Here is an 18,560-nt window from a genome sequence, read left to right on the forward strand (position 1 = left end):
TGCTAAAGTTTATATTTTTTGATCCACCGATACAAAGTAGCTAAACTAATACCTAAATTTTTAGCAATTTCCCGTTTGCTATCAGTTGTTTGACCAAATTGTTCTAATAAACTTCGCAATTGTTCCCTATCTATTTCATGAGCCGTTTGATTATGCATAATTTGTAGTGACTGTCTTTCAGGCATAGTGGACTGGAACTGAATCGATAAATTTTCGATTCCTATTTCATCTGCTTTTGTAATAGCAACAGTATATTCCACCGCGTTTTCCAATTCCCGCACGTTCCCAGGCCAAGAATACGACTGTAGGATTTCCATCGCTTCATAGGTAAATGTCATAAAGTTTTTGTTTAGAAGAATACTGTACTTTCTAATAAAAAAGTTCAACAACAACTCGACATCTTCAGGCCTCTCCTTTAATGGCGGTATATTTATAGGAATAACATTGATCCGATAAAACAAATCTTCCCGAAACCTATTTTCTTTAATCATTTCTTTTAGATTTCGGTGCGTAGCCGTAATTACCCGGGCATTTATTGGAATTTGTTTGGCGCCCCCTATTCTTTCAATGTTCTTATTTTGGAGTACCCTCAATAATTTAGCCTGTAAAGCCAAGGGCATATCTCCTATCTCATCAAGGAAGAGGGTTCCGTTGTTAGCAAGTTCCAATTTACCCAGTTTTCCACCTTTTTTCGCTCCAGTAAAAGATCCTTCTTCATATCCAAACAGTTCACTTTCCAGGAGATTTTCTGGGATAGCCGCACAGTTAATAGCAATAAAAGGTCCATCTTTTCGCAGGCTTTCTTTGTGAATAGCCCGGGCAAACATTTCTTTCCCCGTTCCACTCTCCCCTCTTAACAATACCGTAGAGTCCGTCATTGCAACGATATGCGCGGTAGAAATTGCTTTTAACATTTGTGGATTTGCACTAATGATGTTTTGAAAATTTATTGATTTCCTCGGTGTAGAAAAATCAAAGTTTTTTGTTTTCAGTCCCGATTGATGGTTCACCAAGGTTTTTCCTAAGTATCTATCGGAATAATAATAGTGCCGCAAATAGGCGGGCAATGGATTGTTTTTATCCAGCACCAAATTCAACGTTGTTGCTTTCCGGTAATTTTGTTCCAAAGGAGTTTCTTCGTATTCCAAAAAATGTTGGTACAGGTTGAGTTCCTTAGCCTTTTCGTTTTGATATATTATTTTGTCTTGATCATCAAACAATATAACCCCTTCTCCGTGAAGTTCGCCAAAAAACTCTGCAACCTGCCGGAAAAATTCACCCTGGAGCTGTTCCTTTTGTTCTGACTCCCAAAAGGACACTATTTGCGAAAAATCGATAGCCGATTTCAACCATAATGTTGTGTCTGCTGGCGATGAACCATGGAATCGCCATAATACCCCAGCTGACTTCTGGGAAATTTCAACAGGAACAAAAACCTCTTTAGTACAAAGACATCCTTTAGCCTCGATGCAATCGGAGCACAAGTGGTGACGTCCTTTGTTTATGACAAGGGGATGCCGGTAAGAAAGTAATCGTTTCAGATGAACTTGATCTGGAACCAAACCTTTTAATTCCGAATAATCTTCTGAAACAACTGTTCCATATATTTTTTCTTCACTCCACCAGGTAATCTGGCAATTGTAGAATTGGGCAAGATTACTGAGAAAAGAGCTTGGGGTAATCCTATTTTCCAACGACGGTCACTCCAATTCGCGCTGATATCATCAATTTATTAATCTCAGTATAGCATGGCAATAACACGACAACAAGAAAAGTGCGAAAACTATATGTTTCTACGAGAATTTATGAGAATTTACGAGAAACCGATAGGTATTTTTATTTTTTGACAAAATTTAGATGAGAATTATTTGCGAAAATTCTTAAGGATATGAGAAATATTAAAAAAACTATTTTTGATAATGCAAAATCTAGTAGATTTTTCTCCCCTTCGAAAAAAAATTGTTGGTGAATTCCAGGGCCTTAGGGTTTTTAGTAGCAAATATTTGTTTTGGGGTTTATAGGTTGGCATGAATATTGCTTATTAAGTGATAAAAATACAAAGGAGGTCATTTAATGAGCGAAAATAATTCAGATGCATTTGAGAGGTACGCGCTGGAAGCTGTACCCCAAAGTGATCGGCAGCCGTGGTACACCATAGCGCTTATTTGGATTGGAACTATGATTTGTGTTCCAGGCTTGATGATCGGAGGAGCTTTAATAACAGGTTTGACGGTTATGCAGGCGTTTTGGGCTGGAGTAATTGGTTACAGTATCGTGGTGTTGTATATGAGTTTTCAGGGTATGCAAGCTGCCGACTTAGGTCGGCCAACGGTAAGTATGGCTAGTTCATCTTTTGGTGAAACAGGATCCAGAGTAGTTATTTCACTTATTCTGGGAATTGCCACGTTGGGTTGGTTTGGCGTTCAGGCAAATCTTTGTGGGGGAGCATTTAGCAATATTTTAGCTTCTTGGCAAGGCATTAACTTGCCGGTATGGATTTCATCTCTAATTTGGGGCGTAATTATGTTAACAACCGCCATTTACGGATTTAATGCCCTAAAATATTTGAATTATATCGCGGTTCCCGCTCTCATTATTTTATCGTTATATGGTTCTTATGTTTCTCTTTCTACTTATGGTTCTGACATCTTATTTAATTATCAACCACCACAACCGTTTTCTTTTTTTCAAGGCATAGCTTTGGCAGTTGGTTCTTTTGCGGTTGGCGGCGTTATTGCAGGCGATTACTCACGCTATGCGGTCGGTCGAAAAGATGCAATTTTATCATCCGTACTTGGCGTACTCCCTGTAGGAGTTGGTATGTTTATTATGGGTGGCGTAATGGCAGTTGTAGCAGGAACGTACGATATTACTGTCATTCTTGCTAACCTAGGTGTACCTGTAATCGGTTTAATTGTTTTGATTTTGGCAACATGGACAACCAATACAGTCAACGCTTATTCGGGTGGTTTGGCTATTACAAATATGTTTAATTTGAGTGATTCCAAAAGAGCTTTGGCGACGGGTATTGCTGGTGCGTTAGGTACCTTTTTAGCCATTGCCGGTATCGTTGATTATTTTACTAATTATCTGTTATTACTAACCTCTGCGATTCCTGCTGTAGCCGGGGTAATGATTGCTGATTATTGGATTGTTAAAAAAGGAGACGCTTCAAAGTGGAGGAAAGTTCCCGGGATTAACTGGGTTGGTATGATTTCTTGGTTATTAGGGGTTGTTGCCAGCAATGCTATTAAAATTGGCATTGGTCCTTTAAGTGGAATCGTAGTGTCCCTAGTCGCCTATATAATACTTCATTCCTTTGTCGCCAAAGAAAAATAATCCAAATAAATCTTGAAAAACTCTTTACTTCAACTAAGAACCAACATTTGCAAAAAGAAGAGGAGGCATTGTAATGCGAAAAATCGATGAACAAGCGGTTGAAGATATTGCCCTAGGGGCCGCCCTTTTGGGTACTGGTGGTGGAGGAGACCCTTATATTGGAAAGTTAATGGCCAAGCAGGCCATTGCTGAGTATGGCCCGGTAACTTTATTAAGTCCTGATGAGGTGCCGGAAGATGCTTTAGTGGTACCCTCAGCAATGATGGGGGCACCGACGGTATTGGTGGAAAAACTAATGAACGGGGAAGAGCTAATTCGTTCATTTAAAGGATTAGAAAATTATCTAGGTAAAAAAATATATGCTACTTTTCCAATAGAGGCAGGGGGAGTTAACTCCATGATCCCATTTGTGGTCGCTGCCCGCATGGGAATCCCGGTAATTGATGCAGACGGTATGGGTCGTGCTTTTCCAGAACTTCAGATGTTAACCTTCCATTTAGCCGGACTAAATGCCACTCCCATGGTTCTGTCTGACGAAAAAGGCAATGATATTATCTTTAATACAATTAATAATTATTTTACTGAGAATGCCGCTAGAAGCGCAGTAGTATTAATGGGTGGATCTGCAACCCTTAGTATCTACCCCATGACAGGGAAAGATGTTAAAGAACATGGTGTCACCGGGATTGTATCCTTTGCCGAAACAATTGGTAAGGGAATTAAAGAGTCGCGTAAGACTGGACAGAACCCCATAGAGGTACTTCAACAAATAACGGGTGGTTTTGAATTATTTAGAGGAAAAGTTGTTGATGTCCTTCGAAAAACCGAGGGAGGTTTTAACCGGGGTGAAGCGGTAATTGAGGGTGTGGAAAGTTATAAAGAGGAAACACTAGTTGTCGAGTTTCAAAATGAAAATTTGATTGCCCGCAAGGGAGGGGAAATTCTAGCCACTACCCCTGATCTAATTTGTATGGTAAACCTGGAAACTTGTATTCCGTTTACAACTGAAGCACTTAAATATGGCCAACGGGTTTTGGTATTAGGAATCCCCTGCGATTCTAAATTTAGAACTCCCAAAGGAATAGAAACGGTCGGACCCCGTTATTTTAAATATGATGTAGACTATATACCAATCGAAGAGCTAGTGAAAGGAGGTGGCAAATAATGGGCTATCGTATAGGAATTGATGTAGGTGGTACAAATACCGATGCCGTAATAGTTGATGAAAATTTAAATCTTGTTGAAAGCATAAAAACACCAACTACAGTTGATGTTACAACTGGAATTTTTAACGCTCTCAGTGGTGTTTTGAAAAAGTCGGGAATTGATAAAGATAAGATAACCTATGCTATGTTGGGTACCACCCATTGTACCAATGCAATTGTAGAGCGAAAAAGACTTTGCAAAGTGGGAATTATCCGAATCGGCAAACCTGCTTCGTCAGCGATCAGTGCGATGTCTGATTGGCCAGTTGATTTAAAAGAGGCTGTGAGCGATAATTATTTCTTGGTTTCTGGCGGGCACGAATTTGATGGTCGGGAAATTTCCCCTCTAGATGAAGATGAAATCCGCACCGGGGCGAGAAGTCTTAAAGGCAAAGTGGATACGATTGCTGTTTCTTCCGTTTTTTCCTTTGTTTCCTCAGACCATGAAAAACGGGCAGCCCAAATTTTACGAGAAGAATTAGGCGATATTCCCATATCCCTTTCCCACGAAATTGGCTCATTGGGATTATTGGAAAGAGAAAATGCAACTATCTTAAATTCCGCTTTAACAGATGTGGCCAAAACCACGGCCTTGTCCTTTAAAAAGGGGCTAAGTCGAGAAGGTGTAAACAACGCAAACGTCTATTTATGCCAAAATGACGGGACTTTAATGTCTATTGATTATGCCATGAAATACCCAATCCTAACCATCGCCTGTGGCCCAACAAATAGTATTCGCGGCGCATCCTTTTTAAGTAAAAAAAGCGATGCGATTGTATTAGATGTTGGGGGTACCACTAGCGATATCGGGGTAATCGTAAATGGTTTCCCCAGAGAATCTTCACTGGCAGTAACAATCGGCGGTGCCCGTACCAATTTCCGGATGCCAGACCTGATTTCCATCGGTTTAGGCGGGGGCACTATTATTCAGGAAAAAGATGGAGAAATTCAAGTTGGCCCTCAAAGTGTTGGATACAGAATTACCGAAGAAGCCCTTGTTTTTGGCGGTAAAACCTTAACTGCTACAGATATCGCAGTACGTTTAGGAATAGCCCAGGTTGGGGATCCCCAAAAAGTATCACATATTGATGAAGGCTTTGCCAAAAGAGCATTTGATAAAATGATGCTGCTAGTTAGTGATAACATTGATAAAATGAAACTTTCTAACGAAGATGCTACGGTCATCTTAGTAGGAGGAGGAAGCATTCTTATTAGCGATAAATTAGACGGGGTTTCTGAAATCATCCGTCCTGAGAACTTTGCGGTCGCGAACGCTCTGGGCTCAGCCATCGCCCAAGTAAGCGGGCAAGTGGAACTAGTGTACAAGTTGGATACTATCAGTCGGGAAGCAGCTTTAGAAGAAACCAAAAAAGCAGCAATAAACGAAGCGATTAAGGCTGGCGCAGATCCGTCTACCATAAAAATTGTTGAGGCAGAAGATGTTCCGCTAGCATACCTACCGGGTAACGCTACCAGAATTCGAGCTAAAGCGGCTGGTGATCTTGCCAGTAAATAAAAAATAAGGGGGCATATATTATGAAAATCAAAGTAATTGTTCCGCTAATCGGAACCTCATTCAACGACGAAGTGCGTCGGGAAGTAGCATCTTTGGCTACCCCAGGGGTAGAATATGATGTGGAGAGTCTGGACTATGGTCCTGCCTCAATCGAGTCTGAGTATGATGAAGCACTTGCAGTTCCGGATATTTTGCACAAGGTAAAAAAGGCAGAAGAAGAAGGTTTTGACGGTGCAATCCTAGATTGTTTTGGGGATCCCGGTGTTCGAGCTGCTCGGGAAACCACTAATCTGGTAGTATTTGGGGGGTTTGAACCTCCGATGCTGATCGCATCTGGTCTGGGAGACAAAATTGCAATTGTCACCGTGTTGCCAGAAGTTATTCCCATGATTGATGGCTTGATTGCTAAGGCAGGTTTAAAGGATCGGGTTGTCGCCGTGCGCCACGTAGATATTCCAGTGTTAGAACTTTCTGATATTCAAAAATTAAAGGACGCTCTATTTGAACAAAGTGTAGAGGCAATTAAGCAAAACGGCGCTCAAGTTATTGTACTTGGTTGTACCGGTATGATGGGAGTTGCCAACGAAGTTATGGATAGACTGAAAAAAACAGGTTATGATATTCCGGTAGTCGACGCTTTTGCTGCCGCTCTTCGAATGACCGAAGCAGTTGTTTCCTTAGGTCTACGGCCCAGTAAACTCGCTTACATGCCAGTACGAATGAAAGCTCGAAAATGGTGGGGAGAATAAAAAGACTAAAGGGTGCCTATATAAACGGCACCCTTTTTTATACTATCAGAAAGTATAAATTTCTGGTAAGCATAAGTGCAACTAAGGCGGCCGCCTGCGCTGAAGCTTGGCGCCAGCCAAGTTTTCTTTAACGTATCAGAAAGTATAAGTTTTGAGGGTACCCCTTTACTTGCGAATTTGGTATGATGAAGTCATGGAAAATAACATTTTGAGGCGGATTTTTTTTGACGACGAGAGACACTGGGATAGATTTGTCGAAAAGTACGGAGATCGTATAAGAGCAATTGTTATTAAAGAAGTCGAGAAATTCCGGAATTGTGGCAATCCCAAAAATGGGTTTAAGCTATTAGTTTGCGAAGGCTGCCATGATCTACGGATCGTTCCGTACCGTTGTAAAGGAAGATTTTGCACAACGTGTTCAAGTGGTGAAACTGAGGAATGGAGCCGAATGATGGCAGAAGACGTTCTTCAGGTAAATCATCGACATGTCGTGTTTACGATAGATGAAGGATTAAGAGAAATATTTCAGAGGCATCGACAGTTACTTAAACCTCTTATGGATGAGGCGGTCGGGATAATTCAAGAGTGGTTTAAGAAGAAATTTAAAATAACGCCAGGAATCATAGCGGGGCTACATACGTTTGGGGCTCAGATGAACTTTAATCCTCATGTTCATATGCTAGTAAGCATGGGCGGAATGAAGAAAAATGGGGAGTGGAAGGTATACGACTATATACCTTTTCCAATGTTGCGTAAACAATGGCAGACCGTAGTTTTGAAGCTAATTCGCAGCAATTTAAACGTTGCAGAAAAGAAGAAGATCCAACATCTTTTACAGAAAGCCTATTCAGCCAATGGAGAAGGCTTTTATGTTTATGCTCCGAAGCAAAAGGGAAATGTGAAAGTTCAATTAGGATATATCGGTCGTTATATTCGTCGACCCGCAATAGCGTTACATCGGATCGAGGCATATGACGGCCAATATGTAACCTATCGATATCATGACAAAAAAGATGGACAAGAGAAACGGGAGACACTAACAGTTGAAGAGTTTATAAAACGATTAATCGTACACATTCCGGATGAGCAATTTAAAACAATCCGTTATTATGGTGTGTATTCCCGAAGAATCAAAGCACGTTGTAAAAAACTAATCTCAGTCTGGCAAAAAGAAGTAAGACGATGGATCGTAAAGGTTAAAAAGATAGTAAAACGAAGAAAATGGGAGCAACGGATAAAAGAGCAGACAGGAAAAGATCCAATGGTATGTCCGCATTGTCAGTGTTATTATGAGTACAAGGGAGAAGTCTGCCTAAAAGATGGACAATTGGCAATAAAGTATGCAAGTGATGAGGTAGCAAGAGCTTGCCTGGAAAGGATGATTTACAATATCACCGGTATCAAAACAACGAAAACCCAACAAAAAGAAGAATTCACAAAACCAGAGAAGAATGCCGATCGAGAACAGTTCTGTCAATTACATTTGTTTGCAGTGTAATGAGCAAGAGAAAATACCGTTAGAAGTCGTAAGGAATTTTGATGCTATGGATGATGGTGATCCAACCGTTCCTCCGCAGTTTAACTGTGAGAAATGTGGAGGGGATATGTACCCAGAGTATTATAGGGGACTCCACGGTTATGAATACAAAATTTCGGATATCCAAGAACAATAAAAAGGACCGAGGCCGCAGCCTCGGTTTTTCTTACTTTTCGAAGGTTTAAAGTATAAAAAGGATAATAGTAACTGACAATGAATATATCCCCGTATATACGTTGTGGGAATGGAGGAAAAAACATGCTTTTATCAGAAAATAAACTGCCGGAGTTAGTAAGCAAAATACAAAAAGACTGTGTGATTATTGACGCCCATTTTGATCTCCTATTTGATGTTGTTAGGAAAAGACAGCATGGGCAAAGAAAAGTAATTGAAACCGATTATTTGCCAAGTTTGATCGAGGGTGGCGTCAACGTTGTTGTCGCCTCATTATATATTGATGATGAGTTTTTACCTGAAATGGCATTAAGACGAGCACTCCAACAAATTAGTGCTTTGTACGAAGAAATAGACGAATCTTCCGGAAAGTTCGTATTATGCAAGAGTTTTCATGATATTGAACAGGCGATCAAGAATAATAAATTAGGAATCCTTCTTTCTTTTGAAGGAGTTGAACCTTTATATAATGATTTAAGCTTGCTGAAGATTTTCTATGAACTAGGAGTGAGAATCCTTGGCCTGGTTTGGAGTCGGAGAAACTTTGCGGCAGATGGGTGCCATTTTAGCGCAGTAAAAACCGGTACCAAAGGGGGGCTTACTGATTTTGGGCTAAAACTGATTGAAAAAGCGGATCAGCTCGGCATGTTGGTTGATGTAAGCCATTTAAATGATGAGGGTTTTTGGGATATCATTAAATTCTCAAAATCTGCTATTATCGCCTCCCATTCTAACTGTAGAGTACTAGCAAGCACCATGCGAAATCTTACTGACCAGCAAATCCAGTCTATAGCTGAGAAAAACGGCGTTATTGGCATAAACGCCGCAAATTTAATCGTAGCCGATAAACCTGAGGATGCCACTTTAGAATATCTGGTAAAACATGTAAGCCACATGGTAAAACTGGTGGGAGCGGAACATGTTGGTCTAGGCTTTGACTTTTGTGAATCACTTATGGCATATCTTTCTCCCTTAACAATAAAAACTATGTCCCCCACTCCCTTTGATGTGTTAAAGGGACATAAGGACTTGAATAAATTTATTGAAGCACTCCTAGCAACCGGCTTAAAAGAAAGTCAGATTCACCAAATCTTGGGTCAGAATTTCTTAAGAGTCTTCAAGGACAGGTTTAAATAAATTTTAAATAGATATAGAAAAATTACCCTTATTGTTTACTCAAATATAGTAAAAAAGTTTTGAGTTAAAATTATCTTTTTTATACACTCGAAGCAGGTCGATTATTATACCCGGCACATACAGGCAAATGACGAGTGGGATTTTGTTGGAGTATATACCGATGAGGGTATTTCAGCCACAAGCACGAAAAACAGAGACGGCTTTAAGAGCATGATAAAGGATGCCTTGGACGGCAAAATTGACCTTATCCTCACAAAGTCGGTCAGCCGTTTCGCCCGAAACACCGTGGACACCTTGACCACTGTCCGACAGCTCAAAGAAAAAGGTGTTGAGGTTTATTTTGAAAAGGAAAACATTTATACCCTTGACAGCAAGGGCGAATTACTTATAACGATTATGAGTTCCCTGGCACAGGAAGAGAGCCGGAGCATCTCCGAAAATGTAACATGGGGACAAAGAAAGCGATTCGCAGACGGCAAGGTGAGCCTGCCTTATAAGCAGTTCCTCGGCTACGAAAAGGGCGAGGACGGTTTTCCGAAGATTGTGGAGGAACAGGCAAAGGTCGTCCCCATGATTTATAGGCTTTTCCTTGAGGGCAAAACGCCTACGGGCATTGCCAGGCTGCTGACCACAAAAGCCATCCCGACACCATCCGGAAAATCCAAGTGGCAGGCAAGCACCGTGGAAAGTATCCTCACTAATGCGTGAGTTATAATAGGCATAAATCAGCAGAACCCAGTAAACAAGCTGGTTTCCACCGATTTATGCCTATTTTTATGCCCTTTTCAGGGGGCAAACATCAGCAATTTTAATGATAAGGAGGCAATTGAAAATGTGTAAAATAGTACCGGTTGCGAATCAGAAAGGTGGTGTATCAAAAACAACAAGTGTCCGCAATCTTGCCTATTCTCTTGCTGAATTAGGCTATCGAATTTTGGCAGTGGATTACGATCCCCAATCCAATTTAACGGCTTCTCTTGTGGTGGAAGATGAAAATGAAAACAGGGATATCCCTAAAATACGCACAACGATGGCAAACTTGATGACAATGGCAATGGACGAGGAAGAACTACCGCCCAAGAGCGAATATATTCAGCAGCGCGGGAAGATTGACTTTATCCCCAACGACATTCATCTGTCGGTGGTTGAATCCAATCTGTGGATGGAGATGGGAAGCGAAAAATTGCTTTTCAGTATCCTGGAGCCTTTACGTAGGGATTATGACTATATCCTCATTGATACAAATCCCTCCCTGGGCCCGCTGACAATCAATGCTCTTTCCGCCGCCGACAGCGTTCTCATCACGATCAACCCTGAATTCTACGCTACCATAGGGCTTCAAGACCTGACCAAAACCATTCTTAAAATCAAGCGCAGGATTAACCCTAAAATTGAATTTGAGGGTATCCTGCTGACCATGTGCGATATGCAGACCAATCTGCACAAAGAAGTCTGCGCGGAGGTAAATGAAGCATACCGGGGAGGCATGAGAGTTTTCAAAACCTCTATTCCCCGTTCTATCAGAGTGGGCGAAGCCAACCGTTGCGGATTTGAGCATTTTGGAATTCGAGCCCAAATCCAAGGCAGGGATTGACGTATATGGAATTTGCAAAGGAGTTGATTGGATATGCCGGATAGACCCGCACCGAAACGGATTAAATCAATGGACGAGCTGCTTATGGCAGTGGAGCCGGAGATCCAGCCAACCAATATAAAAAGTGGTGTAGTTCGCTTGAATTTTTCTCAAGTGGACCCATACCCCAATCACCCTTTTCGCCTATACAGCGGTGAGCGGTTGGACGATAAGATTGCAAGCATCAGCAATTATGGTATTCTGACCCCGATGATTGCCCGCACCAAGGATAACGGAAGATATGAAATGCTTGCGGGGCACAACCGCATGAACGCCGGTACGCTGGCAGCGCTTGATGAAGGCGACTTTATCATCAAGGACAACCTGTCGGATGAAGAAGCGTGGATGTATGTCATTGAAACCAATGTCATGCAGCGCTCCTTTGCCGACATGCTACCGTCTGAAAAGGCGGCGGTACTTGCTCTGCGGCACTCAAAAATGTTCTCCCAGGGTAAGCGCAACAATATTATTGCAGAGCTTATTAAGCTTGAAAAATCCCATGAAATCAAGGAAGTCGCAACTTCTGCCCCAGTGGGGCAGAAGTTGACAAGCAGAGATAAAGTCGGGCTGGCTGGACAGCGACCTGAAAATACGTGTGGATAACAGTGAAATTTCTATCCGTTGCGCAGTCGACCTCTCTTATCTTGCAGAAGCTGAACAAGTAGAGGTTAATAAGGTTTTGACGGAGAACGAGTATAAAGTCGATATGAAAAAGACCGATATGCTCCGCAACTACTCCGCCCCCTGTCAAAATCAAGTACAAAGTCTATTCCAAGTATTTTCCGGCGGACACAAAGGCGAGCGAGATCGAGAGAATCGTTGACGATGCCCTCGAATGGTATTTTTCCAAACCTGCCATGTTAACAACATCAAATGTCATTAGCTTCCTTGTCTTATGTCGAATCAGTAGAAGTGTTAAAATTGGTCTGGTGTCGACTGTAACGAGCTTTGCTGGACTTTTTCTATTAGTGGTAGGCACCCAAATTAATTGTTATATGTACAACCACGGAGTAAATGGCAGCTATGACGGGTTTGAGAATGTCCCTAAAGCCTTAGCAATCATTTTTATTGTGTGCTTGGTTCCTCAACTACTGATGGCGGCTTTCATATCGGCAAAAAATTCTAAAGAGCAAATAGCGTAATTTACAGAATGACACTTAATAAGTCACTTACTGGATAAAATTTACTTGTCGGGTAAGTGAATTATAAAACCTGTGGAAAGGAGACGATGGTACCCCGATCCTGGCCTTCACCACCATAGAATATGCCCTAGCGCAAAAGCCGGGGTATTTTATTTTTTAAAAACGTAAAAAAACGCGAGAGCAATTGGGAAAGGAGTGATACTTGCCATGAAAGAATTGAGCGAACCGCTTTTTAGAGCGTTTAGAGTAAATATGATGAAGGGAATGGTTTCTGTCAGAGGCATCCTGACAGACAGAAGTGGGTCAGGAATGATTGACCTTGCTATCAATGTAATGATCAGCGTAGTTTTGGGAGCTTTAGTCCTTGCGGGATTGTATCTACTGTTTGGCTTGACCATCCTTCCAATGCTTTCAGAAAAAATAAAGGAAATCTTCAATTACCAAGGCTAAAACAAATAAGGTGTGCTTTTGGTTTGCGTATCTCTGACGTTCATTTCAGCATGATATACTGCTCCTATCTCAAATGATAGGAGTTGAAATATTATGCAGATGGAAAACAAACGGTTTAAGCTTAAGAAGTTTAAGTTTAAAACAGAGAACGGCAGGGCTATCGACAGGTATATGATAACAGATAACCTTCTGCCAATGCTGGAGGTAAACCAGTGGATCGAAGCAAAAAGCCTTTCGAGGCATATTCCTTTTTGACTGTGACCAGTTTTAAAGGTATAATGTAATCAGATATTTAATCATCGCCTTAATTTTGTTTAAGGCCTTTAAGAGGTGATAAAGCGTGACAATTACAGATATTCGAGATGCGGTCGTTCAGGTTGCACCTGCGTATCCGGTGCTTAGCATTGACTTGTTTGGCTCATTTGCAAGTGGTGAGGATACAGAGGATTCAGACGTGGATTTACTTGTATACTTTGATGAAAAAGTTGCAAGTTTATTTGATATGTCCGGGCTTAAGCTTGATATTCAAGAGAAATTGAACACCAAGGTGGATGTGGTTGCCGGCCCCTTAAAGGAAAATAGCTATTTAACCATTAACAAGAAGGTAAGGATATATGAAGCATAGGGATATTCAATTACTGAAAAAGATCATATCCGAATGCAAAGACATTATAAGGTATTCTAATGAAATCGGTGAAAAAGGATTCCTCGAAAATGATGTTTACCAGAAGGCAACAGCAATGTCGCTCCTTAACATTGGCGAGCATACCAACGCATTGACGAAGGAGTTGTGGACGGATTACAAGGATATCCAGTGGCGAAAGATCGTTGATCTTAGAAATATCGTTGATCTTAGAAATATCGTAGCACACGGGTATGGCGAATTAAGAATGGAGCTTGTCTGGAATTTATCCCAAAAAGAGGTTCCGGCGCTAATGAAACAACTTGAGGACTTGCTGAAAGAAGTTTAAACAGAAAACACTATTTAAAATTAACACGATTGAACAGTAATGTTTGATCGTGTTTTTTTGTACCCAAATTTAGAAGAAAGGCAGGTAAAATCAATGGCTTGCACACTTTATAAGCCAAAGCTATGGGGGTATCTCAAAGGAAATTTTCTATATCGTGTAAATTTTTTCTACACGAAAGCCAGCCGGATTCCCCTGCCAGGATATCAGCATCGCTGGCAGCCAGCGGGGGCTTGCCGAAGAACGAAGTGGCCTCTTTTTTGAGATTGTTAGGCTCATCGAAGGCAAAGCTGCCGAAGATCGACCCCATGAAAAGAAAAGCGCCGCCTCCCAGGGCAGCGCACACCATAATCATAATGATTGGAAAAATCAAGCCATTTCCACCTCGCTTTCTTCGATTTCCTGAATGCCTTCGCAATCTACCGATTTGAATATGCTTCTATGCCCCAGGCGTAACCACCTCCAGATAAAAAAAGAGCAGCACCCGTTTAGGTACAGACCCGAAAGCCCGGCTAATTATAGCTCCATTTCGTCTTCGTCCTCATCTTCGTCATTAAAAAGAGCCTTAAAGAAGTCGTCACTGCTATTGTAAGATTTAACGCTGAAATAGCTCGCGTCCTCGACCTCTTGGACTGTATATAATTCCGGCTCCCTAAGTCCCCGCAACAATATCACCGTTATCCAGCTTGCGATTTCCTTGAAGCCCCAACTCGGCAATGATGGTGTCGTTGGACTGACTTTGATCCGTTGCACCGGAATAGGCGGTAAAACCCAAGTCCGGGGTTTCTAGGAACATGGAGAAGGGCAGGTTTTTGTGGGTCAGAGAGCCCATTTTGGAGCGCAGACCACCGCTTAGCAAATTGTCGTACATCAGGCTGTCGGACAAAAGGAAAAAACAGGCTGCGGCAGCGGACGGCCAGCGAAAGACAGCCAATGAGTTTGTCAACGTCAAGGATATCAAAGGCAAATATCTCTACACAAGAGACCAGCTTGTACTCTGTTATCTGAAAATAAACCCCATCACCATCGACCTGTTCAGCAAGGGCGAAAAACATCAGTTGGTCAAGCAGCTCACAGCGAGCATGTCCGGCATACAGCACCCCTTTAAATTTCTTGCCGTATCCCGTCCGGTGGACATTACGCCCCTGATCTCCGAGCTGTCGGCGGCGCTTGCCACCTCCGACCCCAAGCAAAAAGAACTTCTCAAACAGGAAATCCTGGAGATGACCACCTTTGCCCTGTCCGGCGAGGTGGTGGAACGCCAGCTTTACATCGTCCTGTGGGAGAAAGCCGACGAGGGCGCCGAAAAGGAGTTGCTGGTGAAGGCAAAGGATTTTGCGGGAAACCTCGACGACTGCGGGATTGGCTGCGAAATTTTGGAACAGCAGAATATTGTGCGGCGCTCCATGTTAAGAATCTGGAGATATTCTTCAATCTCTACCTGCCCAGCCTCACGGACATGCAGAAGGCCATCCTGAAACAGAGCGTCAGGGAGATAAAAAAAGAAGCAGGCTGTATTGGTATATTGATATGCAGCCTGCTTTTCTCACTTTGTCTTTATGTCCTTAATAATAGCCAGAAGATGCTCCAACTGGCCATCGTTTAGCTTCTTTAACTCATCAATTAAGTCATTTAATTTTGTCGGAAAGCTTACTTCGTCATCAAAGAAATCCTTTGGAGGGACATTCAGATATTCGCAGATATAAAAAAATCCTGTCATGGACGGCAGCGACTTTTTGTTCTCAATTTTATTGATATAGCTTTCGCTTTGACCTAAAGACAGGCTCATATCCCTTGCGGAAACCCCTTTTTGTGTGCGGAGCCTGGTTAATCTTTCGTAAAACAAATCCTCATACATTACAATTCACCACCTTGTATATATGATTATAGACAATACATCAGTTCATTATACGGAATTACAGCATATGTTTCTGTTGACATAGGGAAACGTATTGCATATATTGTAAGAAGATATATGCTTTAATTCCTTATTATTATGAGAAAGGTGGTTGCTATAAAATGACGATGCTTATTAATATAAAGCCTGCCTGCTGTTTTGCCTTGTCAGCCTCTGTTAAGGCTTGCAGGTAGTCTTTACTCTAAGCCTTCAAATTGCATGTTGTAGTAATGAGCATAGATTCCGGCCTGTTCGAGCAGCTGTTTATGACTGCCTTTTTCTTGGATGCCTTCATCGGTGACTACGACGATTTCGTCTGAATTTTTTATCGTGCTCAGCCTGTGGGCAATTACTATGGTGGTTCTATTCTTAGAGAGTTTTTCAAGGGACTTTTGGATGTATTTTTCACTTTCATTATCAAGGGATGACGTAGCCTCGTCTAAGATTAGAATCGGAGGGTTCTTTAAAAACACTCTGGCGATTGATAGCCTTTGTTTTTGACCGCCGGAAAGTCTGACCCCTCGTTCCCCTACATAGGTGTCATACCCATCGTCAAGGGACAAGATAAACTCGTGAATATTGGCCTGTTGGGCGGCCTCGATAATTTCGGCATCAGTAGCTCCTGACTTGCCATAGGCTATATTATCTTTGATTGAACCGTCAAACATATAGACATCCTGCTGCACAATGCCGATCGCGTTTCGTAGAGACTCTAGCGTCACATCCTTGATATCGTTACCATCGATAGTTATCGATCCGGCTGTTACGTCATAAAATCTGGGCAGGAGCGAACATAAGGTTGTTTTTCCTCCGCCGGACGGTCCGACTAGGGCAATGTTTTTGCCCGCTTTGATCGTTAGGCTTACATTATCTAAAACATTGGAATCTGCGTCATAGCGGAAAGATACATTCTTATATTCAATCTCTCCTTTAACATCTGTGAGGGGTTTAGCTCCTGCTTTGTCCACAATATCCGGCTGTGTCTCCAAAACCTCAATAAATCGCTTGAACCCAGCATACCCTTTTTGAAACGATTCCGTATAGTTTATTAATACATCTATCGGATTGATAAAGAGGTTAATGTAAAGGACATAAATAGCCAGATCAGAAACTCTCAACGAACCATTGGCGATAAATACACCCCCGGAAACAATGATCACAACATAGAGTAGCCCTTCAAAAAACGAATTCCAAGCGTGGAAACTGCCCATTAATTTGTAAATTCTAACTTTGGAAAACAAAAAGTCGTGATTACTCTTATGGAATTTTTCCCTTTCCACGTGTTCATTGGCAAAGGATTTTACAACTCTAATCCCAGACAGGCTATCTTGAAGGCCAGAATTTACAGCAGCAATTTTCACCCTGCTATCTGCAAAGCTAGGAGCCATCTTTATATTTTTATAAATGGTGAAGACTACCATGATCATCGTGATCCCTAATAAAATCAAGGTCATTTGGACATTGATCAGCATTAAGATACTAAAGGAACCAATGATCTTCAGAGCAGAGATAAAAACATTTTCTGGCCCGTGATGAGCAAGTTCGGATATATCAAATAAGTCTACGACTAATTTGGACATCATTTCCCCGGTATTGTTGCGATCATAATAGGAAAAGGATAACCTTTGAAAATGGTTGAACAGATCTTTCCTCATATCTGCTTCCATCCTCGCGCCCATAATGTGGCCCCAGGAGATGATGAAATACTGGCAGAAATACTTAAGCACGTACATAGACAGCAAGGCTAAGCCCACGAATCCTATAGCCTGCATTATGATTGCTTTATCTTGGTTAAATAAGTTTTTAGTCAGATAATTAAGGATTTGAGGAAAGGCCAGATCTACGATAGAGACAAGTATTGCACAAACCATGTCTGCATAAAAAAGGAATTTGTAGGGTTTATAATACTTGATAAATTTCTTGAGAATAGTCATGAAAAGGATACCACTCGCCTTCTACCTTATTCGTTTAATTATGAAGAGAAACTAATTTAAGGAAGAAAGTCCGACCGCTTCGGGCTTTCTTCCTTTCGTTTAACCCATCATTTCTTCTTCACAGTCAGGGTACTGCAGACCCCTTAAAGTTTATCTATATTGTAACAACAGATGGGCTGATTGTCATCATCACGCCCCATCGAGTTCAATGAGTTCAGAGTCATAGTTTTTAGACTGACTTCTTAATAATAATGCATTATTTTATAAGATTAGGTGAAGATGGGATGGAGTACCTATATTCCCCAAAATAAGAGTTGGCTTTCAACGAGAACGACATGAAAGTCCAGCAGGCTTTAGAACTTATATCCTAGTATCCTTAGGTTCCGCTCTAATTATGGTTTTATCGATTTTATGGATTTTCTGATTTTCCCTCAACGGGAGACCCTGCTCGCTTAGCCGCTCAAGTCGTTTCAGGTATCGGTTTTTTAGGAGCCGGAACCATTTTAAGAGATGGGGTATCAGTAAAAGGATTAACAACCGCCGCTTCTCTTTGGGTTGTTTCAGCGATTGGATTGGCCGCAGGAGCAGGATTTTACTATTCATCGTTCCTTGTTACAGTTTTAGTTTTCATTACATTAGAGCGTTCCATTGAAACCTATTTTTTCAGAGGTAAGCAAATTTTTAGAGTCGTTACAGTCAATAGTACTTGTACGATCCAGGACATCAATCGTATTTTAGAATCACACAAAATAATGGCTCGTAATATTTCTATGAAATTATTACAAGAAGAACAAAACAAAAAAACGTTTGAATATACATTGAGAACTCCCTTTTATATATACAATATTATCATACTAGGTTGATTAATCAACTCAAAAT

General features: G+C 41.4%; 21 protein-coding genes and 2 pseudogenes. 19 read left to right on the forward strand and 4 right to left on the reverse strand.

Annotated elements, in window-relative coordinates:
- Positions 1-2 precede the first annotated feature (2 nt).
- Positions 3-1,220, reverse strand: a complete 1,218-nt coding sequence (locus ACYQ3Q_RS17185; protein WP_459929748.1) for a sigma-54 interaction domain-containing protein — start codon at positions 1,218-1,220, stop codon at positions 3-5.
- A gap of 853 nt (positions 1,221-2,073) precedes the next feature.
- Between ACYQ3Q_RS17185 and ACYQ3Q_RS17190 the strand changes: the two genes are divergently transcribed.
- From ACYQ3Q_RS17190 to ACYQ3Q_RS17270, 17 genes and pseudogenes are all read left to right on the forward strand, one after another.
- Positions 2,074-3,339: a cytosine permease gene (locus ACYQ3Q_RS17190; protein WP_459929749.1), complete on the forward strand. Its 1,266-nt coding sequence runs from the start codon at positions 2,074-2,076 to the stop codon at positions 3,337-3,339.
- A 73-nt stretch (positions 3,340-3,412) separates the two neighbouring features.
- Positions 3,413-4,504 (forward strand): S-methyl thiohydantoin desulfurase family protein, encoded by a 1,092-nt coding sequence (locus tag ACYQ3Q_RS17195; RefSeq protein ID WP_459929750.1) that lies wholly within the window; start codon positions 3,413-3,415, stop codon positions 4,502-4,504.
- On the forward strand, positions 4,504-6,060 hold the full coding sequence (locus tag ACYQ3Q_RS17200; protein WP_459929751.1) for a hydantoinase/oxoprolinase N-terminal domain-containing protein: 1,557 nt from the start codon (positions 4,504-4,506) through the stop codon (positions 6,058-6,060). The genes ACYQ3Q_RS17195 and ACYQ3Q_RS17200 overlap by 1 nt, the downstream gene beginning before the upstream one ends.
- A gap of 20 nt (positions 6,061-6,080) precedes the next feature.
- Positions 6,081-6,809, forward strand: a complete 729-nt coding sequence (locus tag ACYQ3Q_RS17205) for an aspartate/glutamate racemase family protein (RefSeq protein WP_459929752.1) — start codon at positions 6,081-6,083, stop codon at positions 6,807-6,809.
- 193 nt (positions 6,810-7,002) lie between these two features.
- Positions 7,003-8,307, forward strand: a complete 1,305-nt coding sequence (locus tag ACYQ3Q_RS17210; protein WP_459927896.1) for an IS91 family transposase — start codon at positions 7,003-7,005, stop codon at positions 8,305-8,307.
- Positions 8,297-8,482 carry a hypothetical protein gene (locus tag ACYQ3Q_RS17215; RefSeq protein ID WP_459927895.1) on the forward strand — a complete coding sequence of 62 codons (186 nt, stop codon included), beginning with the start codon at positions 8,297-8,299 and terminating at the stop codon, positions 8,480-8,482. Before ACYQ3Q_RS17210 ends, ACYQ3Q_RS17215 begins: the two co-directional genes overlap by 11 nt.
- 122 nt (positions 8,483-8,604) lie before the next feature.
- Complete coding sequence (locus ACYQ3Q_RS17220; RefSeq protein WP_459929753.1) at positions 8,605-9,657, forward strand: dipeptidase; 1,053 nt, start codon at positions 8,605-8,607, stop codon at positions 9,655-9,657.
- A gap of 84 nt (positions 9,658-9,741) precedes the next feature.
- Positions 9,742-10,359: pseudogene (locus tag ACYQ3Q_RS17225) on the forward strand (recombinase family protein); the annotation flags it as partial.
- Between the two features lie 130 nt (positions 10,360-10,489).
- Positions 10,490-11,251, forward strand: a complete 762-nt coding sequence (locus ACYQ3Q_RS17230; RefSeq protein WP_459929754.1) for a ParA family protein — start codon at positions 10,490-10,492, stop codon at positions 11,249-11,251.
- 33 nt (positions 11,252-11,284) lie between these two features.
- Complete coding sequence (locus ACYQ3Q_RS17235; protein ID WP_459929755.1) at positions 11,285-11,893, forward strand: ParB N-terminal domain-containing protein; 609 nt, start codon at positions 11,285-11,287, stop codon at positions 11,891-11,893.
- Positions 11,886-12,113: a hypothetical protein gene (locus ACYQ3Q_RS17240; protein WP_459929756.1), complete on the forward strand. Its 228-nt coding sequence runs from the start codon at positions 11,886-11,888 to the stop codon at positions 12,111-12,113. The genes ACYQ3Q_RS17235 and ACYQ3Q_RS17240 overlap by 8 nt, the downstream gene beginning before the upstream one ends.
- Before the next feature lie 106 nt (positions 12,114-12,219).
- The gene (locus ACYQ3Q_RS17245) at positions 12,220-12,432 is read left to right on the forward strand and encodes a hypothetical protein (protein ID WP_459929757.1); all 213 of its coding nucleotides are present in this window, start codon (positions 12,220-12,222) and stop codon (positions 12,430-12,432) included.
- 207 nt (positions 12,433-12,639) lie between these two features.
- Positions 12,640-12,882: a DUF6133 family protein gene (locus ACYQ3Q_RS17250; RefSeq protein ID WP_459929758.1), complete on the forward strand. Its 243-nt coding sequence runs from the start codon at positions 12,640-12,642 to the stop codon at positions 12,880-12,882.
- Positions 12,883-12,975: 93 nt separating this feature from the next.
- On the forward strand, positions 12,976-13,137 hold the full coding sequence (locus tag ACYQ3Q_RS17255) for a hypothetical protein (RefSeq protein WP_459929759.1): 162 nt from the start codon (positions 12,976-12,978) through the stop codon (positions 13,135-13,137).
- 85 nt (positions 13,138-13,222) lie between these two features.
- Entirely contained in the window at positions 13,223-13,507 is a 285-nt protein-coding gene (locus tag ACYQ3Q_RS17260) for a nucleotidyltransferase family protein (RefSeq protein ID WP_459929760.1), read from the forward strand.
- On the forward strand, positions 13,497-13,853 hold the full coding sequence (locus ACYQ3Q_RS17265; RefSeq protein ID WP_459929761.1) for a HepT-like ribonuclease domain-containing protein: 357 nt from the start codon (positions 13,497-13,499) through the stop codon (positions 13,851-13,853). Before ACYQ3Q_RS17260 ends, ACYQ3Q_RS17265 begins: the two co-directional genes overlap by 11 nt.
- Before the next feature lie 208 nt (positions 13,854-14,061).
- Entirely contained in the window at positions 14,062-14,256 is a 195-nt protein-coding gene (locus ACYQ3Q_RS17270; protein ID WP_459929837.1) for a hypothetical protein, read from the forward strand.
- Positions 14,257-14,502: 246 nt separating this feature from the next.
- Here ACYQ3Q_RS17270 and ACYQ3Q_RS17275 read toward each other — a convergent pair whose 3' ends face one another.
- On the reverse strand, positions 14,503-14,721 hold the full coding sequence (locus ACYQ3Q_RS17275; RefSeq protein WP_459929762.1) for a DUF8193 domain-containing protein: 219 nt from the start codon (positions 14,719-14,721) through the stop codon (positions 14,503-14,505).
- Here ACYQ3Q_RS17275 and ACYQ3Q_RS17280 point away from each other — a divergent pair.
- A complete protein-coding gene (locus ACYQ3Q_RS17280; protein ID WP_459929763.1) occupies positions 14,711-15,328 on the forward strand; it encodes a TraC-like domain-containing protein in 618 nt (205 codons plus the stop codon). The genes ACYQ3Q_RS17275 and ACYQ3Q_RS17280 overlap by 11 nt on opposite strands.
- 68 nt (positions 15,329-15,396) lie before the next feature.
- On the opposite strand, the gene ACYQ3Q_RS17285 is transcribed toward ACYQ3Q_RS17280, so the two are convergent.
- Entirely contained in the window at positions 15,397-15,708 is a 312-nt protein-coding gene (locus tag ACYQ3Q_RS17285) for a helix-turn-helix domain-containing protein (protein ID WP_459929764.1), read from the reverse strand.
- Positions 15,709-15,944: 236 nt separating this feature from the next.
- Positions 15,945-17,681: an ABC transporter ATP-binding protein gene (locus ACYQ3Q_RS17290; RefSeq protein WP_459929765.1), complete on the reverse strand. Its 1,737-nt coding sequence runs from the start codon at positions 17,679-17,681 to the stop codon at positions 15,945-15,947.
- 313 nt (positions 17,682-17,994) lie between these two features.
- Between ACYQ3Q_RS17290 and ACYQ3Q_RS17295 the strand changes: the two are divergent.
- Positions 17,995-18,544 (forward strand): annotated as a pseudogene (locus tag ACYQ3Q_RS17295) (MgtC/SapB family protein); the annotation flags it as partial.
- Positions 18,545-18,560 lie beyond the last annotated feature (16 nt).

Source organism: Desulfosporosinus burensis (assembly GCF_054657535.1).